The following is a 22,718-nucleotide window of genomic DNA, read 5'->3' as shown; positions in this document are numbered from 1 at the left end:
GATCTATGAAAGGAAGCGTATGTATCCATAATACCTTGATTAATCTCTATTTCTTCTCTTAGCAAAAAAACCAATAAAAGGATTAAAACCTTTTATTGGTATGTTGAATTACACTTCCAAACCATAATTTTGGCAAAGCGACATGAGTCCGCCGGAAAAACCACTGCCTACTGCACTGAATTTCCAGTCGTTCCCGTGCTTGTACAATTCACAAAACACAACAGCTGTTTCAATTGAAAAATCTTCTCCTAAATCGAAGCGAAGTAATTCCTGTCCTGTTGCTTCATCCGCAAGTCGGACGAACGCATTCGACACTTGCCCAAAATTTTGACTGCGTAATTCCGCATCATGAATGGTAACTGCAATACCAATTCGCTGTACATAAGAAGGTATTGTAGAAAAGTCGACAACGAGCTGCTCATCATCCCCGTCACCTTCTCCTGTCCGGTTATCCCCTGTATGCACAACAGCTCCACTCGGATGTTGAAGGTTGTTATAAAAAATAAAATCATGGTCATTCTGACAGCGGTTGTTTGCGTCAACGAGAAATGCCGACGCATCAAGGTCAAATGCCTGACCTCCTGAATATTTATTCGTATCCCAGCCGAGACCGATGACCCCTTTAACGAGACCAGGGTTCGTTTTCGTTAAATCAATTTTTTGCCCTTTTGACAATTTAATCGACACAGTGAAATCACTCCCAAGTGTGTGGTATGCGTGATTAAGCTTGCAAGCCGTAATCGTTGACGAGTGATGCTAATCCGCCTTGGTATCCGCTTCCAATTGCACTGAATTTCCACTCGCCATTATGTCTGTACAACTCGCCTACAACGACTGCTGTTTCAATCGAGAAATCTTCTCCAAGGTCATAACGGATCAGTTCTTCCTTGCTGTCATCACTTACGATACGCACAAAGCTATTCGATACTTGTCCAAAGTTCTGGCTCCGCTCTTCCGCTTCATGAATCGTGATCGTGAACGCAATTTTTTCAATCGATTGCGGCACGTCAGAAAGATTGATTTTCACTTGCTCGTCGTCTCCATCGCCTTCGCCTGTCAAGTTATCACCTTTGTGAACAACAGAACCATTGCCGCCCTCAAGATTATTAAAGAAAACAAAGTCTTTTTCACTTTCACATTTACCGGCTGCATTTAAAAGAAATATAGATGAATCAAGGTCAAACGATTTACCGCCATCATACTTATTCGTATCCCAGCCAAGACCGACTGTAATTTTTGATAAACCAGGATTACTTTTCGTTAAATCGACTTTTTGACCTTTGCTCAATGAAATTGCCATGTAAAAAACCCTTCTTTCTGATTATTTATTTTGATTTAAGCAAATTTTTGAACGATTTCACTCAATCCTGCGTCTTGTGTTCCAGTACCAACTGCCGCAAATTTCCAATCCGCACCATTTCGATAAATTTCAGCAACAAGCAAGCTTGTTGAACCTGAATAATCTTCTGATAAACTGAATTTAAGCAACTCTTCTTTACTAGTAGAGTTCACGACACGAATAAAAGCATTTTTAACCATGCCAAAATCCTGTTTACGTGCTTTGCAATCATAAATATTTACAACGAATACAAGTTTATTAACAGAAGCCGGGATCTTTTTCAACTCGATTAAGATTTGTTCATCATCCCCGTCACCATCGCCTGTTAAGTTATCACCTGTATGTACAATACTTCCACAGCTGCTTTTTAAATTACCGAAGTAAATGAGATTTTCTTTACCTGCAAATTTGTCATTTTGAAGCATAATAACCGAAGCGTCAATATCAAAACTTGAACCACCGCCGCCGCTAAACATACCTCGTAATCCGCCCGCTTTTTTCTGTACGGGATCCCAACCAAGACCAACCATGATTTTTTCCAGTCCTGGATTGCCTTTTGTCAAATCAATTCTTTGCCCTTTCTGAAGGACAATAGCCAAATCAATCACTCCTTAACAGTTAGTAAACGGAAAATCTCCATCGTTATTTGGATGACTCTTTCCATCTTCTACAAGTCTTATCATACTACATCCATCTTATTAATTACAAAAAAAAAGCCATGCAAACATTAAAATTGATTGATATGACGGATTAGCCTCCATGCAAAAAAGACCACGACTTATTTTGATTGTCGCGGTCTTCTTATTCTATTACGTGCAGAAGTTATTTATTCCATTTCACATTTTCTTGCTTCTCTTCATTTACCGTCAGTTGAAACACATCCGGTCTTGAGTAGTGGCCCGTGACATCAAAGTCAAACTGGCTAAGTGCAATGTCCTGCAAATTTATATCTGCTATGATAATATCTTCACGTCCATAAACAGGTTCTGCTATATAATCACCAAGAGGGCCCACAATCGCGCTTCCACCTGTACACATTTCATCGGGAGACGAAGCGAGTTCATCGTAGCAGACGAGATCAGTCGGATACATATCTTTCGTCACATATTGATTGCATGATAGAACAAAACAGCGTCCTTCCGCAGCAATGTGACGAATCGTTGACTGCCATAGATCTCTCGAATCCGCTGTCGGTGCAATATAAATTTGCACACCTTTTGCATACATCGCTGCCCGTGCAAGCGGCATATAATGTTCCCAGCAAATGAGCGCACCCATTTTTCCATACGGTGTATCGAAAACAGGCAAAGTGCTTCCATCGCCTTCTCCCCAGACGATTCGCTCCGCAGCAGTTGGCTTCAGCTTCCGATGTTTTCCAAGCAATGTTCCGTCCGGTCCGAAAAATAAAACCGTGCAGTACAGTGTCCCTCCACTCGTTTCCTGGTCCCGTTCAATGACACCAATCATTAAGTAAACGCCCGCTTTTTGCGCTGCTTCACCAAGTCGATCAGTCGCTTTACCAGGGACCGGAATCGAATTTTCTAAATAGCGAAGCCAATCTTGCCTACCTTCAACGGAACGGCTGCCTATTTTCGTACCGAATGAAAGACCGCGTGGATAAGCGGGAATAAATGCTTCAGGGAATACGACAATTTTCGCGCCTTTTTCAGCAGCTTCTATCGTTAAATCAATCGCTTTTTGCGTTGACGCTTCCCCGTCCATAATGACAGATGCCGCCTGTACAACAGCTACTTTTACCTTCATACTACCGTTCTCTCTTCATTCAAAATGGCAGCCATTTCTTTTATAAATTCGGCATTTTCTTCGAGTGTACCGACTGACACGCGAATATAATCAGGCAGTCCCCAGATTGCCCCATACCGGACAATGATCCCTTTTGCGAGCAGCTTCTCATAAAACTCTTTCGCAGCGGGACCTATTTGAACGAGCACGAAATTGCTCATACTTTTACTATAACCGACGTTCATTTTCTCCAATGCTTCATACAATTGTATGCGCCCTTTTTCGTTCACTATTTGGGAGTTTCGTACATGCTCATCATCATTGATTGCGGCCGTTGCCGCTGCCTGTGCAAGAGCATTAACGTTAAACGGTTCTTTCACTTTTAAAATTCGCTGAATAATATCTGCTCGGGCTACACCAAAACCGACTCTTACACCGGCAAGCCCGTAAATTTTCGAAAACGTCTGTAAAGCAATAACCGGATAACCAGATGCGATGTATTCGATTCCATCTGTGTAATCATCGGCCGCGGCATAATGCGAGTATGCCCCGTCAAACACAACGAGTATATGATCAGGCAATTTATTTAAAAGCTGTTCGAACTGATTCTTCGGTAAATAGGTACCGGTTGGATTATTCGGTGAACAAAGATAAACGATTTTCGTCCGGTCCGTTACCGCATCTAAAATTACGTTAATATCATATTCAAAATCTAGTTCTAGTTTTGCAAGAACTACGTTTGCCCCCATTAAATGAGCACCAAAATCGTATTCACTAAAAGATGGAGACGGCACGATAATTTCATCGCCATTTTCAAGAAATGTTTCCGATAAGAGCGTGATCAGTTCGTCCGCTCCGTTTGTAATGATTAACTGGGACGCAGCGACATTCAGCTTGTCCGCAATGGACTGTTTTAAATGCACGGCGTCCGCATCCGGGTAGCGATTCAACGTTACAAGCTGCTGCATAATCGCTTCAACTGCTTTACTCGAAGGACCGAGCGGATTCTCATTCGATGCCATTTTAATAACACGGTCAAGTCCAAGTTCTTCTTGTACTTCCCATATTGGTTTCCCCGGTGAATATGGTTGAATCTTTTCCAGTACTTTACGTGATTGAATCATTTTCTCTAACATCCTTTCTTTATAAAAAACCGGAGATCGCATAGGATTAGCGGTTTCTTTTAATAGTAGAGCAGAAAAGTATAAAAGGAGCAGCCAGTTTACTATATATTCAGTCTACCGCTTTCAGTTACTATTTAAGTGGAAGATCGTTTCTGATCACCTGCAGATACTTTTATTTAATGGCATGATGCTCTTTTATGACGCGTAATGATTTCATTGCATAATCTTCCCCACCCTGTACAGGTAGGCCTGCTTCTATATTTTTTTTCGTATATAATAGATTTTCCTCTGTAATAATTTCACCCGGAATAAAAATCGGAATACCTGGCGGGTATACCATGATGAATTCAGCAATAATTCTTCCTGCTGACTCTTCAAATGGGATTGCTTCAGTTTGAGCATAAAAGGCATCACGCGGTGTTAATGCAAGTGCTGGAATTTCAGGCAAAAACACAGAAGCTTCTACATTAAAGTTCGCCTGATGTTTGAACTCAATCGAAAGTTCTTTTAATGCATAAACAATTTTTTGTAAGCCTTCTTCTGTATCACCTGGCGTGATAATACAAAGAATGTTATACAAGTCAGACATTTCAACCTCTATGTTAAATTCATCGCGGAGCCATTTTTCTACTTCATATCCGGTAATGCCTAGATTCTTCACTGAAATAACAAGTTTTGTGGGATCCATAGCAAATGTAGCGTCTGTTCCTAGAATTTCATGACCAACACAATAAAGATCGTCAATTTCATTAATTTGAGATCGCGTTTGTTCTGCTAGACGAATTGTATTTTCTAATAAAGCTCTTCCTTCGGTCGCTAAAAGTTTTCTAGCTGTATCCAAAGAAGCAAGCAAGATATAAGAAGTTGATGTAGTTGTGAGCATACTTAAAATCATTTGCACACGCTCTTTTGAAACAAGACTTCCTTGTATATTCAAAATCGAACTTTGCGTCATGGAGCCCCCTAGTTTGTGCACGCTTGTAGCAGCCATGTCAGCGCCGGCTTGCATAGCAGAAAGAGGCAGCTCATGATGAAAATGAATATGAACACCGTGTGCTTCGTCTACAAGTACCGGTATACCATAGGAATGAGTAATGTCTACAATCCTTTTTAAGTCTCCGACAATGCCGAAATACGTAGGATTAATAACAAGGACGGCTTTGGCATCAGGATGCTGTTCCAGTGCTCTTTTTACAGATTCCGGCGTAATTCCATGTGAAATCCCAAGATTGAGATCTACCTCCGGATGAATGAAAATAGGTGCGGCACCCGAGAATACAATGCCACTCATGATTGATTTATGCACATTACGCGGCACCAAAATTTTATCACCAGGCCCGCAAACTGACATCACCATTGTCATAATGACGCCGCTTGTACCCTGGACGGAAAAGAATGTGTGATCCGCGCCAAATGCTATTGCTGCTAATTCTTGAGCTTGTTTAATAATTCCTTTTGGGTGATGCAAATCATCCAGGGGAGCGATATTGATCAAATCAATCGAAAGTGCATTTTTACCGATGAATTTTCTAAAGTCAGGATCCATCCCACATCCCTTCTTATGACCTGGGATGTGAAATTGGATCGGGTTTTTGTTCGCGTGCTCTACAAGAGCGGTAAATAATGGCGTTTCAAGTTGAGAGCAACTCTCTCTTCGCTCTCCGGTTTCTACACTAGGCCGGTCAAAATCGTACGTTTTATTCATCTTTCAGATCTCGCACCCCTTTATATATACAGTCAAACAGCTCTTCAATATCGTTTTTTTCCACACAGGAGAAGGCGATCCTCACATCCGTGTCATTAATTGCAATAATTCCGACCCCATACTCCTCCAGCAAATGTACTCTAAGATTTTCTGCATTTACATGTTTCAGCTGCAAACACATAAAATACCCTGAATTGAACGGGTAATAGATCCAATAAGGTTCGTATTTCTTCTTATTCAGTACTTCTTTTACTTTATCTGCTCTATTCTTCATCAACTGAAATTTTTGCTGCTTTTCTTTTTCAAATTCAGTTGATTGTAATGACTTCAAAATGACCGTTTGAGATAAGTGAGAACTGCTTGAAATCGTTCCGCGTATAATTCCTTTAGTTTTTTGTTCCAGTGCATTTTGAATAATCTCACTTTCGGCCGCATATGTAATAAAGCCGACTCTCAGTCCCCAAACATAATTTTCTTTCGTTGCTCCATCTACTTTAATCGTGAGAATCTTCGGATGCAGTCCCGCCATTTTTCCGAAGATTGATTCTTTCTCACAGTCTTCATAAAATAAGCCAAAATAAGCGTCATCCAGAATAGCTACAATATTAATTCCCTCTTGAGCTGCTTCATGTAAAGCGGCAATAAGAGCCTTCATTTCTTTAACTGTTGGTGTATAGCCTGTCGGGTTATTTGGAAAATTCAATATAACAATGGCCTTGCCTGTCTCTTTTTGATTCAATAAACAGCTTCTAAAAGCTTCTATGTTAAGTTGTCTGCTTTTATTAAAAAACGGATACGTGACGATATGGGCATTTCGCCGAACATAAAAGATAGTTTGATAATTCCCCCAGTACTTATCTGGAAGAACCACAGTATCACCCGGATCGATGAATAAATCAGCAGCGATGCTCAATCCATGTGTGAGCGCATTTGTGACAATTGGCAATCCAAACGCTTTACCTCGCATAGATGGATTGTCTTTTAGTAGCTTTTTTTTCCACTCTTCTCTTAATTGTTTTTTTCCGGCAGGTGGCGCATAGGGATAAATATCTTTAGGCTCATATTTGGTAAACTGATCTTGTATGTGCTGAAAATGCATCGGTGTATGATCTTCCGTAGCAATACCGATCGTTGCATTAAACCGGTACGCTTTTTGATCAGCTTCCATACTTTGACTTAATATTCCTTTTGGAGTATACAGATTTTTTCCTAAATCTGATAACATTTCATACACAAATCTATTTTCCTGCTGAATTGATGTATTCAATTGTTCAGCCATTTTATTCATATCCATTCCTCCTAAAATCGAGACAAATGTTTTTGTATGTTATATTATAAAATAAATATTGTGAAATATTTCACAATATTTATCGTATTTACCGTTCCATTTCAATAGGCTAAGAAACTGAAATAATTTGTTTCTTCTTTCTATCATAATTTTTATTTCAAAAAAGGAACCAGCCAATTGTAAGGCAATATCCCAGTCCAATTGAAAACATTCAGGACTCTTTAATGGAATTCAACCTTTTAATGAAAAAAAGATAGGGCTGTCCCCGGGGTCAGTTATTCACTGACTTTTGGGACAGCCCTATCTTAGCTTTTATTTAGTACAATCGATTTTTAATCCAGAACCCTTGTGTCGCTGAAGCAAGTTCATTTTCAAAATAGTGCATAATCTGTTCCTTTGCCTCTTCTTCTGTATCGAATCGATTGAATTTCATGCGTTCTTTGGCAAATTGTTCACGATTTAAGTAATAAATATGATCCGTTTCAAACACATATTTTTGATCAACATCTTTTTTCAAACGAAACTTGATCTTCTTTTTCCCAACCATAATTTCCCATTGTCCACATATTTCAAATACGTCTTTCACATAACTAATTTCATTCAATGAATGTATCATCACTTAAATCACCCTTTATTGACTGTTTGTTTAAAATATATTACTTGATTCATTCGATTCTGTAAATAAAAAGAAGAAAATTATATATATTAAAATTAAGTAAAGAGGCCATTCCTTGCGAAAAATGATAAATCGCCGGCCATATATTATGTGGCCAGCGATTTATCATTTTATTGACAACAGCAAAGTGCTTCTGCAAATCTCGCTATTCCTTCATTTATAACACTCGTTTCTTCCCTTCCAAATGTAAAACGAATATAGCCTTTTTGTGAACCAAAGACACTGCCTGGCACGAATGAAACGCCACGTTTCATTGATTCTTCCAGAAGCTGATTTTCGTTGACTGATTTTTTCGGCCGACACCAGATGTGAATGCCGCCTTCTGGAATAAAATAATCCACCTCTTCTTTTAAATAGCGATCAAAACTTTTGACAATTTCATCTCGTCGTTCCTTTAATTCTTTGCGAATCATATCAACATGCTCATCAAATGACGATGATTTCAAAAATTCATTCGCAGCCCATTGCGGAAAAATACTGTGGCCAAAATCAACCTGTTGTTTTGCATCAGCAAGACGCTCGATGACGTTTTTCGGCCCGATTACCCAGCCAATTCGCAGTCCCGAGGCAACAATTTTTGATAAAGAACTAATGTAAAGCACATTTCCGTTTTCATCCATCGCCTTCAGCGTATTACTCACTTTGCCATTAAAAGATGTTAATGAATACGGATCATCTTCAATGATCGGAATACCAAGTTCGGTTGAGATTTCGAGAATTTTTTTTCGGCGTGTCATACTCATTTTCGCACCCGTCGGATTTTGATAGTCCGGATTTAAAAAGAGCATGCGGATGCGATGCTTTTTGTGGAGTGCGATAACATCGTCCGGGTTAATGCCATGCCGGTCCATAGGCAACAATAACGTATTTAATCCGGCAGATTGAAAAACCGGCAATGAATAGCAATAAGACGGATCTTCAATTGCAATCGTATCACCTGATTTAAGCAAGCATTGAATAATGAGATGAAGTGCCTGCTGTGCTCCGGATGTAATTAAGATCGACGACGGTGACGTGTGAATGTTTTTATATTTTTTCACATGCTCCGCAATCGTTTCCCGCAGTGACACATTTCCTTGTTGATGGTCGTAGCCTAGGTGACCGAGAAACGGGATTTCCGCCATCATCGTTTTAAATTGTTCACTCGGCAATAGACTAGGCGATAATTCACCACTTGACAAGTTAATCAGATGCCGATTCTGATTTTCGGTACGAATGCGTTGGACAAGCGGCAAATTCGGCAAAAAAGAGCCGTCTTCCATGTACCGGCCCCAGTTTGGAATACGCTTATGTGATATCCCCCATATATTGGTGCTGATGCGGGTACCGCTCCCTTTTTTCCGCTCGACAATGCCGAGCGACTGCAGTTCATCATACGCCGCGACGACTGTACTCCGGTTCACATCGATCTCTTTCGCCAGAAGACGTTCTGATGGCAGTACACTTTCCGGTGAAAACAGACCGGTGGAAATGCCTTGTTCAATATAATCGGCAATTTGCTTATACACTGCTTTTTTCGCAGTCCGATCCGGTCTCCATTCCATATGATCACCTTCTTTTATGAAATAGCCGTAACGATAAACCAAATTGTCCCAACTGTGAATACGACAAACATGATCAAATAAATAATCGATAAATTAACAGTATTACGCTTCGTTGATTCCCCGTATTTCGCCTCTTCCCGTCTCGTTACCAAAAATGTACCGAATAGTGAAGCAGCTAAAATAATTATTATTATGGCAATAGCTATACTCATTTTTTATCTTCCTTTCCTTTATTATAATCCATTCCATTAGCGTTCCTCTTTTCTAACAAGCCGGTCACTGACAAAAAGTGTGACAAATATGCTGCCCATGATAACGACAGCGAGTCTGGCTCCTTCGATCATAAAAACATCCCTTAGTTCATTATACCCGTTGCCGCTGAGCTTAAAAACAGCGGCATGAATGTAACAAGCTTCCACACCCTCACAGTATGAGATACAAGGAACACAAACAGTGGTACCACCATCCACTTAACCGCCATACCCTCATCCTTTATCATAGAAAAGATCGTCAAAAAAGGGCCATCCAATTTCTTGTTATTTTCCCCATCCAATTTTAAAAACCTTTCCCTTATCATAGCAGGAAAGGCTTTATCAATTATTACAAATTTCCGAACGGCGCTTCATAAAGACGACGCTAGTGGCCATTTTGCTCTATTTTGTAACCGTTTTATTAATGTTCTGTAAAGATCTAGTACATCGATTGAATTACATCAGAAACGAATGTTAAAATCAATGACGATATTCGATGCTAAATGAATAAGAGGATGATTATGAAAAAAATAGATTTCAACACGTTAATAGAAATTTTGACTGTATCAATAAAGCTTGGTTTGACGTCATTCGGTGGACCTGTTGCGCATTTAGGTTATTTTCATGCGGAGTATGTGCGAAAACGCAAATGGATGGATGAAAAAAGCTATGCTGATTTAGTGGCACTCTGTCAGTTTTTACCTGGACCTGCCAGCAGTCAGGTTGGGATTGGAATTGGAGTTATGCGCGGGGGTGTCATTGGCGGGATTATGGCATTTATCGGTTTTACCATGCCGTCAGTCGTTGCATTAATTATCTTTGCTCTCATATTGCAAGGGCTTAACATTAGGGATGCCGGATGGATTCACGGGTTAAAAATTGTCGCTGTTGCGGTCGTCGCTCACGCCATTCTTGGCATGGCGCAAAAATTAGCACCTGACCTTCAACGAAAAGCGATTGCGCTCGCTGCACTCACGATTACATTACTTTGGCAAACGGTGTTTACACAAGTTGGTATCATTATATTAGCTGGTGTCACCGGGTTTCTTCTATATAAGGAGTACGTGCCAGACAAATCCGTATCCTTCTCATTTCCTGTATCACGCCGATTCGGTACATTTTGTCTCGCTCTCTTTTTCGGACTGCTTATTGCACTTCCAATTTTGCGTGAAATAACATCAGTAAACTGGATTGCCATGTTTGATAGCTTTTACCGTGCCGGTGCACTCGTCTTTGGCGGAGGCCACGTCGTCTTGCCGCTTCTTGAGCGCGAATTTGTGCCAACTGGCTGGTTACATGCAGAAGAATTTCTAGTCGGTTACGGAGCAGCGCAGGCTGTGCCCGGTCCATTGTTTACCTTTGCAGCTTACATCGGTACAGTTGTAAACGGCTGGCAAGGCGGCTTACTGGCAACATTTGCGATTTTCTTGCCGGCATTCTTACTCATTGTCGGAACTCTTCCGTTCTGGAATGGGCTTCGTCACAACCCGAAAATTCAAGGGGCGCTTACAGGTGTCAATGCGGCTGTCGTCGGTATTTTGCTTTCAGCGTTTTACACACCTATATGGACAAGCTCGATTATGGAACCGATTGACTTCGCTTTTGCTGCGATCTTGTTCAGTATGCTCGCTTACTGGAAACTGCCGCCATGGATAGTTGTTGTAACAGGAGCTGTTGGTGGTATGCTTATTTTCTCTACATACTGACTAAAGAACCGTTCAGGGAACAGATCACATCTGTTCCTTTTTTCATTTGTTTTCCTTTCTTTTATTATGAAAATCAAGAAAAGGACGTACGAACAGCATTGCAATCAGCACACAAAACACCATCATTTCTGCTACATGCATGACGTAAAAAGGATTCGTTACATTTCGTATTGCATCCCTCATACTAAGGCCCATCATTTTATCTATACCGAACATAAAAAGAATTAAACAAGCTAGTATAAATATCGCAATGGTAAGGTTTTTCATTTCGATCACGCTCCATGACACATAGTGTGTCCTTTCCTTACCTGTTTAAACAACCAATAATGTATAGGACTAGAAATACTCGGACAGAATGGATGAAAAAAGAAAGAAAGGTAAGTTAATACGATGCTTTCATTCTTTAAACAAAAGAAAAACAGAAGCAATCCACAACAGCCAAAAGAAGAGATCTATGCACAGAAGTCTTCTGTCATGATCGACTTTTCTCTCTCCAAAAATCTGGAGGACATCAAACGAATCACTGGAAACAGCCCGGATATTGTCATTCGAAAAGTCAAAATCGGCTCTCTCGCAAAAATAGACGCAGCGGTTCTTTCAAAACTACAATAGTCAGCACAAGTTGGGAAAAAGAGAAAAAAGCCATTGCCTATAAAGTGATGCGTCAAAAAACGAAGGTCTCTGCGACCCTTACAAATGGAAAGCCAAAACTATCGATTTCAACGCGAGCAGAAGGAGATATTGCGGAAGTAAAAGTGCCAGTGGATCTGACGGATCCGCACGTCATTAAAAAGATTGAAAAGGAGCTTGAAAAAGAAATCAAGAGCGAAATCGAAAAAGCGGTCCAGCAAGCGCAAAAAGACAAATCGGACATTTTCGGGTTTGGCGAAGTCGTGCACCGTACCGACCCAAAAGCGTGGAAAAAGATTGAAAAGGAGTGGGATGACCGTACGTTTGCGGAATTAGACGTCGACGTAAAGGTTGAGGCGCTTATACGCCGCACGGGATTAGTCAACAACTCCCTTCATACAACGTTGAAAAAGGAAGGAGAGTGATCATATTATGGAAAAAGCGAAAATAAGTGCCTATCAGCTCTTCACACTCATTCTTTTATTTGACACTAGCAGCAGTGCCGTATTTTTCCCGATTGCCATAGACGCGAAACAGGACGCCTGGCTGGCGGTTCTCATCGCCATGGCCGGCGGTTTTTGCCTGTTTTTCATTTCTTATGGCCTTTACCGCTACTATCCGGATCTTCCGCCGACGGAATATGTGCAAAGATTATTAGGATCCGTTTTAGGAAAAATACTTGCCTTCTGTTATGTTCTCTATTTTGTGTATACAGCCGCAGACGTACTGCGCAATTTTGGGGAAATGCTGGTCACCACTGCTTACCCCGCAACCCCTTTATTTATCATCAATGCCTTATTCATTCTGGTGATTGTTTATACGGTTTATAAAGGAATTGAAGTCATCGCCCGAACCAGTGAAGTGTTGTTTGTCGGCATGTGCCTGCTTCTCGTGAGCGGTGTCCTTTTAATTATCGTTTCAGGCATTATTCATCTCGAAAACTTAAAACCGGTACTGGAAGAAGGACTTCCGCCGGTGATCAAAACCGTTTTCACAGACACATTGTACTTTCCATTTGGAGAAATCATCGTATTTGCGATGATTTTTCCTTATGTCAAGGAACGTGAAAAAGTGAAACGGACCGGATTATGGGCAATAGGCATGAGTGGCCTCTTATTGTCACTTTTCGCAGCGGGTAACATAAGTGTTCTCGGTGTTGATCTTGCCTTACATGCCCAATTTCCTTCCCTAGCTTCGATCCAGTCGATTGAAGTAGCTGGATTTTTGGAGCGTTTGGATATTTATTTTATCCTTTTTGTGATGATCGGCGGTTTTTTAAAGATAAGTATCTTTTTCTATGTGGCGGTGATGGGAGCGTCTCATTTATTTCAGGTGAAACATCCTTCCCGTCTTGCTTATCCGATGGGAATAGTCGTTTTACTTGTATCCATAGTCACTGCAAGCAATTATGCGGAATATGATCAACAATGGAGGGTGGTTGTAGGGCCATATATCGATCGCTCATTTCAAGTCATCATCCCTGTTCTCCTTCTCATCATTGCTTTTTTAAAAAACAGAAAGAAAGCAACCTAGAAAGGATAAGATCACTTTTATCGTTTATTCGTCATCATCATTTCAGGTGTTTACTTTTGATTAAAATTCGTGCTAAATGTTGAAGGCTATGTCATTATGCTAATGGACGTGACAACGAGGACAGAGGAAGAAAAAGAGAAAGAAAAGTTAATTAACGCTTTATCCATTCCTATATTAAAAGTATGGAGCAATACCATTGCATTGCCTTTAATCGGTGAATTCGATATAGTCTATTTTGATTTATTGATTTCTGCCGTGTTAGAAGAATGCAGCTCTAATCAGATTGAGTTTGTGTTACTCAACTGACTAAACACAGAGTATTTAAACATAAAATCAACTTATTTATTGTTCCTTTTCCTCATCTTGAGGATTATTTTCTGGGTCTAGCTTATCGTCTACTTCGCCATCGTCTATCCCATTATCTTGATCTTCTCCATCTGCACACCCAGCTGATCCAGTAACATGATCTTGCCTCCCTAATTTATAATTATTATAAACAGATATTGACTTTCGTATAAGAAGTGTTATTATTATACTATCAACTAAACGACAAAAAGAGATATCCAGTCGAAGTTGGGATATCTCTTTTACCTCAAAAGGAGGAGAAAACATGAGCATGAAAAAAATCTGCCCTCGCTGCCATACACAATTGAAAAAATTAAAGCACAGTACCATTTGTGGATGCGGAGTTAAACTGACGACTGTTGCACAAGCAAAAAAATAACTGTTATTCCTTACTCATTAAAATCTTTCTGGAAAATCAGTAATGATCGCTTCCACAGGAACACCGCTTCCCTTTACACGATTCCACTCTTTCACGTCGTTAATCGTATAGAGCCGGAGCAGCATCCCGCTATTAATCGCTTCCTTCCCGTATTCACTCAGTGCAAATGGTATTTGCGTATGCAGCGCGGTCAACCCAAGCTTTTTCGCAGCCCTTACGGCTTCACGCGGAATACGCCAAACGAGACCTGCCACTGCAATGTATGGATCAAGTTCAATCACACGGCCAACACTTTCCGAATTAAAGGATGAAATGATCACTCTTCCTCTCATATTATATATGTCAATCAACTCAAGAACTTTTTGCTCGATACCGTAATATGGCACTTTATTCGTTTTTAATTCAATATTAATTTGCATAGTATTTCCCGTCGCCCAGGTCAAAAATTCATCCAGCGTTAGGATTTTTTCGCCTGCAAACTTGGGATGAAACCAACTTCCTGCATCAAGCTCCGCAATTTCCGCGTATGTCATTCGCTCAATGGCTCCTTTTCCATTCGTCGTTCGGTTGACTGTTTCGTCGTGAATGATCACAATTTCACCGTCTTTTGTCATTTGCACATCAAGCTCAATGCCATCTGCATCTAAACGAACCGCCGCTTCAAATGCCGCCATCGTATTTTCCGGATGCGTGCCGCTTGCGCCCCGGTGAGCGAAAATAGCAGGTTTTTTATTCATGTATCCCCATCCCTTTCACATAAATGTCTATACGATCATCTTACGTGAAAAAAGAAAAGAAGTCACAATTGTGGCAGTTGATAAGAATGGCAGTACCGTTCTTGCGAAAAACAGAAATGGACAAATTAGAGAAGTGTATATGATAACAATATAAAAAAGAGATCTTGCAATGTATACCTGCAAGATCTTTTTCACTATATATTCTACATTCACACTCAAAAAATTATTTTTTTATTTCGATAAAAAGCACTTTTAAATAATTGCCTTCCGGAAACTCTTCGATCGTCCGAAAATCATCCGGCAGCGTATACTGCTCTAGAATAGAATAAGCTACTCCTTTTTCTTTGCAGGCATCTTTAATAAACCCTTTAAACCTTTTTAAATCAACGGTGCTGCTATTCGTCGATGCCACGATCACACCGTTATTTTTCGTTAAATCAATCGTTTCTTTCAGCAGTTTTATATAATCTTTTGCTGCGCTGAACGTACGCTTTTTCGTTTTCGCAAAACTTGGCGGATCAACAACGACCAGGTCAAATGTCCGCTCTTTCCGTGCCGCATACTTAAAATATTGAAACACATCATCGACGACAATTTCATGTTCACCAGCATTTAGATCATTTACTTCAAACTGCTCGATTGTTTTGGCACGGCTTCGGTTTGCTACATCGACACTCGTTGTCTTTTTTGCCCCGCCAAGAGCCGAGCAAACGGAAAATGCGCCTGTGTATGAAAACATATTGAGCATTTCTGCGTCTTTTGAATAGCGCTCGCGAATCGCTTTTCTTACATCGCGCTGATCAAGAAAGATCCCTGTCATAGCACCATCGTTTAAATCGACCGCAAAATTCACACCATTTTCTTTCACAATAATCGGAAATTCACCTCGTTCACCCGCAACAAAATCATTATCTTCTATATACTTTCCTTTTTGATCAAATCGCTTTTTCTCATAGATTCCTATATAGTCAACCTTCTCTTTCATCGCAGCGAGAAGATCCTCTCGGAATGAATAAATCCCGAGACTGTACCAGTGAATGACGTAAAAACCGGCATAATAATCAATAATTAGCCCGCCCACACCATCTCCTTCTCCATTAAAGACGCGAAATGCCGTCGTGTCCGGATCGTCGAACAAATGCTGGCGCTGCTTCAGTGCTGTTTCGATTTTTTTCGTAAAAAAAGCAGCGTCAATGTACTCTTCCGGCTCACGAGTAATCACCCATCCTACACCTTTATTTTGCACACCATAATAACCCGTGCCAATGTAGTTCTTCTTCTCATCGAGAATACGGATAATCATTCCTTCTTCTTTGAGTACTTTACTGTTTTCCACCGCGTCTTTTTCAATAAGCGGGTACCCTTTTCGGAGCTTCACCGCTGCTTTTTTGTTCACTTTCACATTTACAATTGTTTTCATCAGAGCCCCCATAAGCTTTTTTCTTTATCTTATCAAAGTTCACATAAAAACGGCATCTATTCTTCTTATGTTACAATGAGAAAAACAGTATTGAAGGGATTTAGTGAACGATGATGAAAATGATAGCGGGTTCCTTGCAATGGGCTGTATTTTTAATTGCTTCATCTATTGCCGCACCGGTTGCCATTGCGGCACTTTTTCATCTGAACGGTGCGGATACAGCCTCCTTTATTCAGCGTACGATGCTCGTTCTCGGTATCGCTGGTATTTTGCAAAGTCTGTTTGGCCACAAACTTCCTATTAATGAAGGACCTGCCGGATTATGGTGGGGCGTGTTTACCATTTACACGGGATTCGTTGGTGTATTATACACGACTGCAGATGCTACGCTGCAAGTACTGCAAAGCGGCATGCTTTATAGCGGTTTACTCTTTATTTTATTCGCGGCTACTGGTCTCATGAACCGATTGAAAGAGCTATTTACACCGACCATCACATTCGTTTATTTACTGCTGCTCGTTCTTCAGTTAAGCGGTACATTTATTAAAGGAATGATGGGGCTGCCTAATGAATCAGGCAAAGTCGACGGTCTCATTATTTTAGGATGCGCAATCACAATGGCCTTCACATTCTGGATAAGCGGTCACCGGATTGCTCTGTTGCGAAGATACTCTGTTTTGATTGCCGTTTTTGTAGGGTGGCTCGTATTTCTTCTTCTTCAAAAAGCAGAAGTGCCGGTTTTCAATGGGATAGCGGCTCTATCCATTCCGGATGTTTTCGTTTTTGGTCCGCCCGTCATAGAACCTGGTATGATGATCACATCATTTTTCATTACGCTTTTATTAATCGCCAATATGATGGCATCGATCCGTGTCATGGAAGGGACATTAAAAAGGGAGTTTCACGAAGAAGTGCCGAACCGAGTGAAGCAAGCCGGTATTTTCGCCGGAATCAATCATTTTATTGCCAGCGCTTTTTCAGCTGTCGGACCGGTACCTATTTCCGGAGCAGCCGGATTCGTGTCTGCAACGAAAACGCGCGCGTTGCTGCCGTTTATTTTTGGCTGCCTGATCGTCGTAATCGTCACCTTTTTCCCGGCTGCGATGCTGTTACTATCAGCACTGCCTGCTCCTGTTGCGTATGCCGTTACATTCGTTATTTTCACCGGCATGGTTCGCATGGCTTTTCACGAGCTTGCCAGTGCGAAAAACACAGAACAGTCACTTAAAGTCGCGGCAATTGGTTTAATGACCGGTGTCGGCTTCATGTTCCTGCCGCCCGACAGCGTTGCTGAACTACCCGCCGCAATCGCCGCTACACTTTCAAATGGACTTATCACCGGAACCGTCGTGGCGCTCATATATGAACAATGGCTAATCTGGCGTAAGCGTAATTCGAAGGTGAGTGGTCAGAAATGCGTTTGAGTTTAAAAAAGCGACCTTTGCATTCCATGCAAGGCCGCTTTTTTAAACTCAAACTGAATCGTACCTTCTTTTTGATCCTTCCAGACAAATATACGCATCAAACGAACTTTTTCCTTTACAACCTTTCATTAAATTCGTCTTCCCGCTCTCAAGCAATTTCTTCCTGTTTACTGCAATGTATTTCCTTACTTAATTGGCACCCAGATCTCAGAATATGCATCAGGCTTGGTAGGATCAGGCTCTTTATATACTTCAATAGGTGCTATTGCAGCTGGTTCATATCGATTAGATGGGAACCATTCTGAATAAATTTGTTTCCATGCATTTATTAGAGCGATTGGGATAGGCCCTCGTACTTCAAAAACGACCCATTTAGAGGCCGGAAATTCAAAGGTCGATAATTCATCTAACACGTCACCGCTATATTCTGCAGCAATCCAGTAATCAATCGTGTTTTTCTCTTCATTAAAATTTTCAATAATACCTAATAGACCTTTAATTTGTCCACTGTTTAATTGGTACAATTGATTAGCTGTTCCACTTTTATGAACTCTATCCCAAAATGCTGGTACACCTGGAATTCCTATACCTTCTACACCACATGAAAATTCTCGTTTAACCCCTATTGCTTGAAATACATCTCTTTCAACAATGTGATATTTCATTGGTTTTGCTCCTTTCAGATTTATCTATATCGTTAGTCGGTTATAGGTTTGTAATTTTCCAATCCCTTTTGCTATTATGAAACCTTTTTTACACTATTTATCAAACTCCATCTTCCAGCTAAAATAATCATTATCTGCATTTTTCTCGTACTTTAACATTGCATCAAACTTATTCCCTTTTTTGCTTGTTAATCCCTTTACTTTCACAACTCCATTTTTCAACAGTGATTTCACCATCGTTTTCGTCGGTTTTTTCTTCATTGCAGTTAAAAACTTGTCATTTTTCCAAATAACAAACTTACAACCGCTTTTCCAATTGCTACAGCCAAACCCTTTTTGACCTTCAATTACGTCATGTCCACAAACAGGACATTTCCCCAGCACTTCATTTGTTTTGCGCTGCGTCACGACTTCTTTAATTGTTATTTCTTGTTCGCTTTTGATCGTCTGTACAGACTTCGTAGTAAAATCAAAAATTACCTGTAAAAATTCTTCTTTGCTAAATCTTCTTTTTTCGATATCAAACAAAGATTTTTCCAAGCGTCCTGTAAATTCTAAATCAAACAAATCTTTAATTGGAAACGTCTCAACCAGCATTCTGCCTAATTGTGTGCAAAACAGATTTTTATTTTCAGCAGTGATATATCCAACATCTTTTAACTTTTTAATCGTTTCGGCTCTTGTCGCTGGTGTTCCTATACTAAAGCCACTTAAAATCGTATTTATATTTTCTTCACTTTCCTCATTGCTATCGTAATTTTTACCACATGTCTCCATTACTCGCAGCAATGTTCTTTCCGTGTGCTGTTTTGGCGACTTTGTCACATGTGATGTAATTTCGTGATTGATCATATCAACATGATCATTGATCTGAACGAGCGGTAAAATCATATCTTTAGATTGAATTTTCTCTACTTTTTTCCACCCTTCTACAAGCTGTACCTTTCCTTTAGATACAAATAAACCTTTTAAATCTATGTTCTTCATTTTCGTTTCAATTCTTGTTTCTTCGTACTCTGCTACAGGCATAAACTGCATAATCAATCTGTTTTTTATGGCTGTATATACTTGCTCTTCATCTGTAGTCAGCTTTTTAGGTTTCAAATAAGTAGGAACAATAGCGCTATGACTTTCTACTTTTGAGTTATCAAATATCCTTTTAGACTTCACAAATTTGATTTCACTTTTATATGGCAGGTCTTCCGTTAACGTTTCTAATACCTTGGCTGTTTTACCAACGAGACTTTCTTCTAGAGCTACACTGGATGTTCGTGGATACGTAATGAACTTTTTTTCATACAAAGATTGAGCTACTTTTAATACTTTATCAGATGTCCAACCTTTATATTTGTTCGTAATATACCCTTGCAAATTAGAAAGGTTAAATAAATACGGTGGATACTCCTTTTTCTTCTGTACTTGCTTGTCACTCACAATGGCGGATTGATCTATTAATGCCTGTTGAATCGCTTCTAACGTTTCCTTACTTTTAAACTTCTCTTCTTTTCCTTCAACGTATGTTCCTTCATATTCTTGTTCATCTTTTGTTTTAAAAGTAGCTTGAAGCTTAAAATAATTTTCTGGAACAAAGTTCTCAATTTCTGTATCTCGGTCATAGATAATCTTTAACGTTGGTAACAATACTCGTCCAATATTTAAGGCCTTTCCCTTACCTTTTTGATATTTAAGGGTTGCCACTGATGTTAAGTTTATTCCAATTGCCCAATCCGCCCATTGACGGCTAACTCCCGCATCTTGTAGAGGCTTCAGTTCTGAATTCAGCTTCATATTTTCTAGCCCTTTCATAACCTCAGCCGGTGTCCATTCATTTAATAATAACCGGTAAACGTCTTTATCTGTTCCGAGGTTATAAATGATACTGTCCCCTATTAATTGACCTTCTCGATCATAGTCACAAGCAGAAATAATAGCGTCTACATCTCGCCTTTTCATCAACCTTTGAATAATTTTTAATTGCGTACTCGCGCCTCTGTCTGGCTTTTCTCTATTTCTTGGATCACCTTTTACTTTATATTTAAATGTTGACGGGATAAAAGGAAAGTTCTCCATTTTCCATGTGGACATTTTGTCATCATAATCTTTTGCATCGTATAGTTGAAGTAAATGGCCAAACGCCCATGTAACAATATAGCCGTTTCCTTCAAAATAACCGTCTTGTCGATTTTTTATTTTCAGTGCATCTGCAATATTCTTAGATACAGATGGCTTTTCTGCTAAAATTAATACAAGTCCCATTTACGAGGTTCACTCTCCTTTATTGTATATTTTTAAAGATATAAGCCTTATTCGACTTTTTTATAAACGTAAAATAACCTATATAAATCTGCATACAAGTAAAATAGTTATAAGCCCCAGAGCACTAATTATAGTTAAATGTATTACAATCGTTATAAGAGGAGATATTTAATGAAAGATTCTTTGTTTATTGTCAAAGATTTTAGATTTAGCATGGGAAATGTGATTAATAGTCGGTGCTTCCCCAACGCCATCAACCTAAAGGAATTAAGTACCCCCAAACGAGAAAAAAGAGGTTATATTACCATCTTACCAGTAATATAACCTCTTTTTTAATATCAAATTTCAAACTCCATTAATTCTTTAACATGTTTGACGTTTTTTTCTGAAGTTAATTTTTCAAGTAAGAGAAAAGCAACATCAAATCCAATAGCTGGATTCGCAGAAGTTATAAATTGAAGGTTATCATACGAACGTGTCCCTAAAAAAATTAGGACGGAACATCATGGCTCTTATATTATTTGAATCCAAGGACTGCAAAGCTCTTGCAAGTTTTTGTCACAAATTACAAAGTACCACTTTTAATTTTCTCATCCTTTATTATATTCGACTATTTGTTTTAATAAGTCGAACATAAATTTTGCAAATTATTTTTTGATTGGAAGTCCTTTCAAAAACGTTTTAATCATCATGTGAAAACTTTCATCAAGATTGAGCGGCAGACCGAATCCTCCTGTCTGCTCAATGGACGTGAAACCGTGAAGCATGCTGCGCAATCCCCGCACCATATGGAGAATTGTTTCTTCATCCAGTTTATATACAGCCAGCACTTGAACAACAATCTGCACGACTTTTTCCTGCGCTTCTCTTAAATCAGGTGCATGAAGGTCTGGTGCGCGAAACGTCGCTTCATACAAACCCGGGTGCTGACGTGCAAAGTAAACATACTCCAGGCTGAGCGCATACACCGCTTCATCGCCCGAGAGTCCGACAGCGGCTCCAATCATTTGTTCATATAATTTCCCACAGCCAAATACAGCCAGCCTCTGTTTCAACTCTGATAGACCGCCTATATGGTTATATAAAGAGGGGGGGCGAATTGATAATGCTCCGGCCAATTTTCCAATTGATAAGTCTTCATAACCATCCCGATCAATTATTTCAACTGCTTTTTGCAAAATGGTATCTACATCTATGCCTGCTCTTGGTGCCATTCCAATGTCCTCATTTCATCTTTTTTTCTGCATCCATTATTGCCCGTTCTATTGCTTTCTTGGGCTGCTCCAGCATCTCTCCATGACCAACTGCCAGAATGGAAGGCTGAAACGAATATAAATTCTTTGCGCTGTCAATCGCAGTTTGCTTATCCCATGTCGCAAGTGCCGGGAATGGGAAGAACGGTTTTACTGTACCGCTCACCGCCATGCCGCCTCTCGTCTGAAAAGCATCGCCAGCAATTAAACTGCGGTTCCGCCTGTCGATAAACGACATCGAACCTGGCGTATGTCCCGGAGAATAAATCGCTTCAAGTGATCCTATCCGGTCTCCTTCTTTCAACAGAATATCCGGCCGTGTCTTCATTTTTTTCGGAACGCCGCCCTTCACCGGCTTCTGTGCTTCCTCCGGATCTATCGATACGTCACCACCAAGCAGCCGTGCATCCCGCTCAGATATACAAACGGGCACATCCGGTAAAAATCCTTTTAACACGTCAACTGCTCCAATATGATCCTCATGCGCATGTGTCAACACGATATGTTTGATCGGCTTTTCAAGTTTTTTCACCATTTTCATAATGCCTTTCGCGCTGTAGGGTAGCGCCGCATCGACAAGTGTCAGCGATGTTTCTTCTTCAACAATATAACAGTTAACTGGAAAAAAACGCGGCATGAATGACAGCTGATAGAACGATCCGATTTTCGTAAGACGCATATTTCTTCCCCTTTCCTTCAA

At 40.1% G+C, this 22,718-nt stretch carries 25 protein-coding genes and 2 pseudogenes; 7 read left to right on the top strand and 20 right to left on the bottom strand.

The genetic code is table 11. From position 1 onward, the window contains the following. Positions 1–108 precede the first annotated feature (108 nt). From AWH49_RS10150 to AWH49_RS20355, 11 genes are all read right to left on the bottom strand, one after another. Complete coding sequence (locus AWH49_RS10150; protein ID WP_018395303.1) at positions 109–687, bottom strand: TerD family protein; 579 nt, start codon at positions 685–687, stop codon at positions 109–111. Between the two features lie 34 nt (positions 688–721). Then, positions 722–1,300, bottom strand: a complete 579-nt coding sequence (locus AWH49_RS10145) for a TerD family protein (RefSeq protein WP_018395302.1) — start codon at positions 1,298–1,300, stop codon at positions 722–724. A 35-nt stretch (positions 1,301–1,335) separates the two neighbouring features. Further along, entirely contained in the window at positions 1,336–1,938 is a 603-nt protein-coding gene (locus AWH49_RS10140) for a TerD family protein (RefSeq protein ID WP_018395301.1), read from the bottom strand. A 223-nt stretch (positions 1,939–2,161) separates the two neighbouring features. Beyond that, the gene (locus AWH49_RS10135; protein WP_063965595.1) at positions 2,162–3,103 is read right to left on the bottom strand and encodes a carbon-nitrogen hydrolase family protein; all 942 of its coding nucleotides are present in this window, start codon (positions 3,101–3,103) and stop codon (positions 2,162–2,164) included. Then, a complete protein-coding gene (gene hisC, locus AWH49_RS10130) occupies positions 3,100–4,206 on the bottom strand; it encodes a histidinol-phosphate transaminase (RefSeq protein WP_082862770.1) in 1,107 nt (368 codons plus the stop codon). Before hisC ends, AWH49_RS10135 begins: the two co-directional genes overlap by 4 nt. Positions 4,207–4,378: 172 nt before the next feature. Then, entirely contained in the window at positions 4,379–5,911 is a 1,533-nt protein-coding gene (locus tag AWH49_RS10125; protein WP_082862769.1) for an aminotransferase class I/II-fold pyridoxal phosphate-dependent enzyme, read from the bottom strand. Further along, positions 5,904–7,199 carry an aminotransferase class I/II-fold pyridoxal phosphate-dependent enzyme gene (locus AWH49_RS10120; protein ID WP_063965594.1) on the bottom strand — a complete coding sequence of 432 codons (1,296 nt, stop codon included), beginning with the start codon at positions 7,197–7,199 and terminating at the stop codon, positions 5,904–5,906. The genes AWH49_RS10125 and AWH49_RS10120 overlap by 8 nt, the downstream gene beginning before the upstream one ends. Before the next feature lie 316 nt (positions 7,200–7,515). Then, positions 7,516–7,815, bottom strand: coding sequence for a hypothetical protein (locus AWH49_RS10115; protein WP_018395298.1), 300 nt, complete (start codon positions 7,813–7,815; stop codon positions 7,516–7,518). Between the two features lie 170 nt (positions 7,816–7,985). Next, a complete protein-coding gene (gene pdxR / locus AWH49_RS10110; protein ID WP_063965593.1) occupies positions 7,986–9,419 on the bottom strand; it encodes a MocR-like pyridoxine biosynthesis transcription factor PdxR in 1,434 nt (477 codons plus the stop codon). A gap of 14 nt (positions 9,420–9,433) precedes the next feature. Next, complete coding sequence (locus tag AWH49_RS10105) at positions 9,434–9,631, bottom strand: hypothetical protein (RefSeq protein WP_018395296.1); 198 nt, start codon at positions 9,629–9,631, stop codon at positions 9,434–9,436. 36 nt (positions 9,632–9,667) lie between these two features. Beyond that, positions 9,668–9,838: a hypothetical protein gene (locus tag AWH49_RS20355; RefSeq protein WP_169815988.1), complete on the bottom strand. Its 171-nt coding sequence runs from the start codon at positions 9,836–9,838 to the stop codon at positions 9,668–9,670. Between the two features lie 353 nt (positions 9,839–10,191). Between AWH49_RS20355 and AWH49_RS10095 the strand changes: the two genes are divergently transcribed. Beyond that, positions 10,192–11,376, top strand: coding sequence for a chromate transporter (locus tag AWH49_RS10095; protein ID WP_157723706.1), 1,185 nt, complete (start codon positions 10,192–10,194; stop codon positions 11,374–11,376). 42 nt (positions 11,377–11,418) lie between these two features. Here the strand turns inward: AWH49_RS10095 and AWH49_RS10090 are convergent, their stop codons facing one another. Further along, the gene (locus tag AWH49_RS10090) at positions 11,419–11,643 is read right to left on the bottom strand and encodes a YczF family membrane protein (protein ID WP_063965590.1); all 225 of its coding nucleotides are present in this window, start codon (positions 11,641–11,643) and stop codon (positions 11,419–11,421) included. A gap of 123 nt (positions 11,644–11,766) precedes the next feature. On the opposite strand from AWH49_RS10090, the gene AWH49_RS19175 reads away from it, so the two are divergent. The 4 genes from AWH49_RS19175 to AWH49_RS10075 all read left to right on the top strand — a co-directional run bounded on the left by AWH49_RS19175 (position 11,767) and on the right by AWH49_RS10075 (position 13,845). Continuing rightward, positions 11,767–11,988 carry a hypothetical protein gene (locus AWH49_RS19175; protein ID WP_244886799.1) on the top strand — a complete coding sequence of 74 codons (222 nt, stop codon included), beginning with the start codon at positions 11,767–11,769 and terminating at the stop codon, positions 11,986–11,988. Further along, complete coding sequence (locus AWH49_RS10085; protein WP_342341786.1) at positions 11,985–12,431, top strand: Ger(x)C family spore germination C-terminal domain-containing protein; 447 nt, start codon at positions 11,985–11,987, stop codon at positions 12,429–12,431. Before AWH49_RS19175 ends, AWH49_RS10085 begins: the two co-directional genes overlap by 4 nt. A gap of 7 nt (positions 12,432–12,438) precedes the next feature. Continuing rightward, on the top strand, positions 12,439–13,539 hold the full coding sequence (locus tag AWH49_RS10080; protein WP_063965589.1) for a GerAB/ArcD/ProY family transporter: 1,101 nt from the start codon (positions 12,439–12,441) through the stop codon (positions 13,537–13,539). Positions 13,540–13,608: 69 nt separating this feature from the next. Further along, complete coding sequence (locus AWH49_RS10075) at positions 13,609–13,845, top strand: STAS domain-containing protein (RefSeq protein ID WP_063965588.1); 237 nt, start codon at positions 13,609–13,611, stop codon at positions 13,843–13,845. A 36-nt stretch (positions 13,846–13,881) separates the two neighbouring features. Here AWH49_RS10075 and AWH49_RS10070 read toward each other — a convergent pair whose 3' ends face one another. From AWH49_RS10070 to AWH49_RS10060, 3 genes are all read right to left on the bottom strand, one after another. After that, complete coding sequence (locus tag AWH49_RS10070; RefSeq protein WP_063965587.1) at positions 13,882–14,157, bottom strand: hypothetical protein; 276 nt, start codon at positions 14,155–14,157, stop codon at positions 13,882–13,884. Between the two features lie 123 nt (positions 14,158–14,280). Next, positions 14,281–15,000, bottom strand: coding sequence for a glycerophosphodiester phosphodiesterase (locus tag AWH49_RS10065; RefSeq protein ID WP_063965586.1), 720 nt, complete (start codon positions 14,998–15,000; stop codon positions 14,281–14,283). Positions 15,001–15,223: 223 nt separating this feature from the next. Further along, entirely contained in the window at positions 15,224–16,420 is a 1,197-nt protein-coding gene (locus AWH49_RS10060) for a class I SAM-dependent rRNA methyltransferase (protein ID WP_063965585.1), read from the bottom strand. A gap of 110 nt (positions 16,421–16,530) precedes the next feature. Here AWH49_RS10060 and AWH49_RS10055 point away from each other — a divergent pair, with 110 nt between their 5' ends. After that, positions 16,531–17,844: a purine/pyrimidine permease gene (locus AWH49_RS10055; RefSeq protein ID WP_082862768.1), complete on the top strand. Its 1,314-nt coding sequence runs from the start codon at positions 16,531–16,533 to the stop codon at positions 17,842–17,844. A 185-nt stretch (positions 17,845–18,029) separates the two neighbouring features. Here the strand turns inward: AWH49_RS10055 and AWH49_RS10050 are convergent, their stop codons facing one another. The 3 genes and pseudogenes from AWH49_RS10050 to AWH49_RS20350 all read right to left on the bottom strand — a co-directional run. Further along, positions 18,030–18,509 (bottom strand): GyrI-like domain-containing protein, encoded by a 480-nt coding sequence (locus tag AWH49_RS10050; RefSeq protein ID WP_063965584.1) that lies wholly within the window; start codon positions 18,507–18,509, stop codon positions 18,030–18,032. Positions 18,510–18,602: 93 nt separating this feature from the next. Continuing rightward, positions 18,603–20,765 (bottom strand): type IA DNA topoisomerase, encoded by a 2,163-nt coding sequence (locus AWH49_RS10045; RefSeq protein ID WP_063965583.1) that lies wholly within the window; start codon positions 20,763–20,765, stop codon positions 18,603–18,605. A gap of 338 nt (positions 20,766–21,103) precedes the next feature. Continuing rightward, positions 21,104–21,217, bottom strand: a pseudogene (locus tag AWH49_RS20350) (DJ-1/PfpI family protein); the annotation flags it as partial. A gap of 2 nt (positions 21,218–21,219) precedes the next feature. On the opposite strand from AWH49_RS20350, the pseudogene AWH49_RS21250 reads away from it, so the two are divergent. Further along, positions 21,220–21,327: pseudogene (locus AWH49_RS21250) on the top strand (AsnC family transcriptional regulator); the annotation flags it as partial. An 85-nt stretch (positions 21,328–21,412) separates the two neighbouring features. Here the strand turns inward: AWH49_RS21250 and AWH49_RS10040 are convergent. Together AWH49_RS10040 and AWH49_RS10035 are read right to left on the bottom strand one after the other, a co-directional pair. After that, positions 21,413–21,979, bottom strand: a complete 567-nt coding sequence (locus tag AWH49_RS10040; RefSeq protein ID WP_063965582.1) for a TetR/AcrR family transcriptional regulator — start codon at positions 21,977–21,979, stop codon at positions 21,413–21,415. A 10-nt stretch (positions 21,980–21,989) separates the two neighbouring features. Further along, the gene (locus AWH49_RS10035) at positions 21,990–22,697 is read right to left on the bottom strand and encodes an MBL fold metallo-hydrolase (RefSeq protein WP_063965581.1); all 708 of its coding nucleotides are present in this window, start codon (positions 22,695–22,697) and stop codon (positions 21,990–21,992) included. Positions 22,698–22,718: the final 21 nt, after the last annotated feature.

This window comes from Domibacillus aminovorans (genome assembly GCF_001643235.1).
GTDB classification, from domain to species: domain Bacteria; phylum Bacillota; class Bacilli; order Bacillales; family Domibacillaceae; genus Domibacillus; species Domibacillus aminovorans.
Note: the sequence above shows the minus strand (reverse complement) of the source record. Positions and strands in the feature narration are given on the sequence as shown.

Coding starts and splice junctions, on each gene's coding strand:
- AWH49_RS10145 (WP_018395302.1), bottom strand. CDS start 1,300: ATGGCAATTTCATTGAGCAAAGGTCAAAAAGTCGATTTAACGAAAAGT.
- AWH49_RS10135 (WP_063965595.1), bottom strand. CDS start 3,103: ATGAAGGTAAAAGTAGCTGTTGTACAGGCGGCATCTGTCATTATGGAC.
- hisC (WP_082862770.1), bottom strand. CDS start 4,206: ATGATTCAATCACGTAAAGTACTGGAAAAGATTCAACCATATTCACCG.
- AWH49_RS10125 (WP_082862769.1), bottom strand. CDS start 5,911: ATGAATAAAACGTACGATTTTGACCGGCCTAGTGTAGAAACCGGAGAG.
- AWH49_RS10120 (WP_063965594.1), bottom strand. CDS start 7,199: ATGAATAAAATGGCTGAACAATTGAATACATCAATTCAGCAGGAAAAT.
- AWH49_RS10115 (WP_018395298.1), bottom strand. CDS start 7,815: ATGATACATTCATTGAATGAAATTAGTTATGTGAAAGACGTATTTGAA.
- pdxR (WP_063965593.1), bottom strand. CDS start 9,419: ATGGAATGGAGACCGGATCGGACTGCGAAAAAAGCAGTGTATAAGCAA.
- AWH49_RS10105 (WP_018395296.1), bottom strand. CDS start 9,631: ATGAGTATAGCTATTGCCATAATAATAATTATTTTAGCTGCTTCACTA.
- AWH49_RS10095 (WP_157723706.1), top strand. CDS start 10,192: ATGAAAAAAATAGATTTCAACACGTTAATAGAAATTTTGACTGTATCA.
- AWH49_RS10090 (WP_063965590.1), bottom strand. CDS start 11,643: ATGAAAAACCTTACCATTGCGATATTTATACTAGCTTGTTTAATTCTT.
- AWH49_RS19175 (WP_244886799.1), top strand. CDS start 11,767: ATGCTTTCATTCTTTAAACAAAAGAAAAACAGAAGCAATCCACAACAG.
- AWH49_RS10080 (WP_063965589.1), top strand. CDS start 12,439: ATGGAAAAAGCGAAAATAAGTGCCTATCAGCTCTTCACACTCATTCTT.
- AWH49_RS10070 (WP_063965587.1), bottom strand. CDS start 14,157: ATGCTCATGTTTTCTCCTCCTTTTGAGGTAAAAGAGATATCCCAACTT.
- AWH49_RS10065 (WP_063965586.1), bottom strand. CDS start 15,000: ATGAATAAAAAACCTGCTATTTTCGCTCACCGGGGCGCAAGCGGCACG.
- AWH49_RS10060 (WP_063965585.1), bottom strand. CDS start 16,420: ATGAAAACAATTGTAAATGTGAAAGTGAACAAAAAAGCAGCGGTGAAG.
- AWH49_RS10055 (WP_082862768.1), top strand. CDS start 16,531: ATGATGAAAATGATAGCGGGTTCCTTGCAATGGGCTGTATTTTTAATT.
- AWH49_RS10050 (WP_063965584.1), bottom strand. CDS start 18,509: ATGAAATATCACATTGTTGAAAGAGATGTATTTCAAGCAATAGGGGTT.
- AWH49_RS10045 (WP_063965583.1), bottom strand. CDS start 20,765: ATGGGACTTGTATTAATTTTAGCAGAAAAGCCATCTGTATCTAAGAAT.
- AWH49_RS10040 (WP_063965582.1), bottom strand. CDS start 21,979: ATGGCACCAAGAGCAGGCATAGATGTAGATACCATTTTGCAAAAAGCA.
- AWH49_RS10035 (WP_063965581.1), bottom strand. CDS start 22,697: ATGCGTCTTACGAAAATCGGATCGTTCTATCAGCTGTCATTCATGCCG.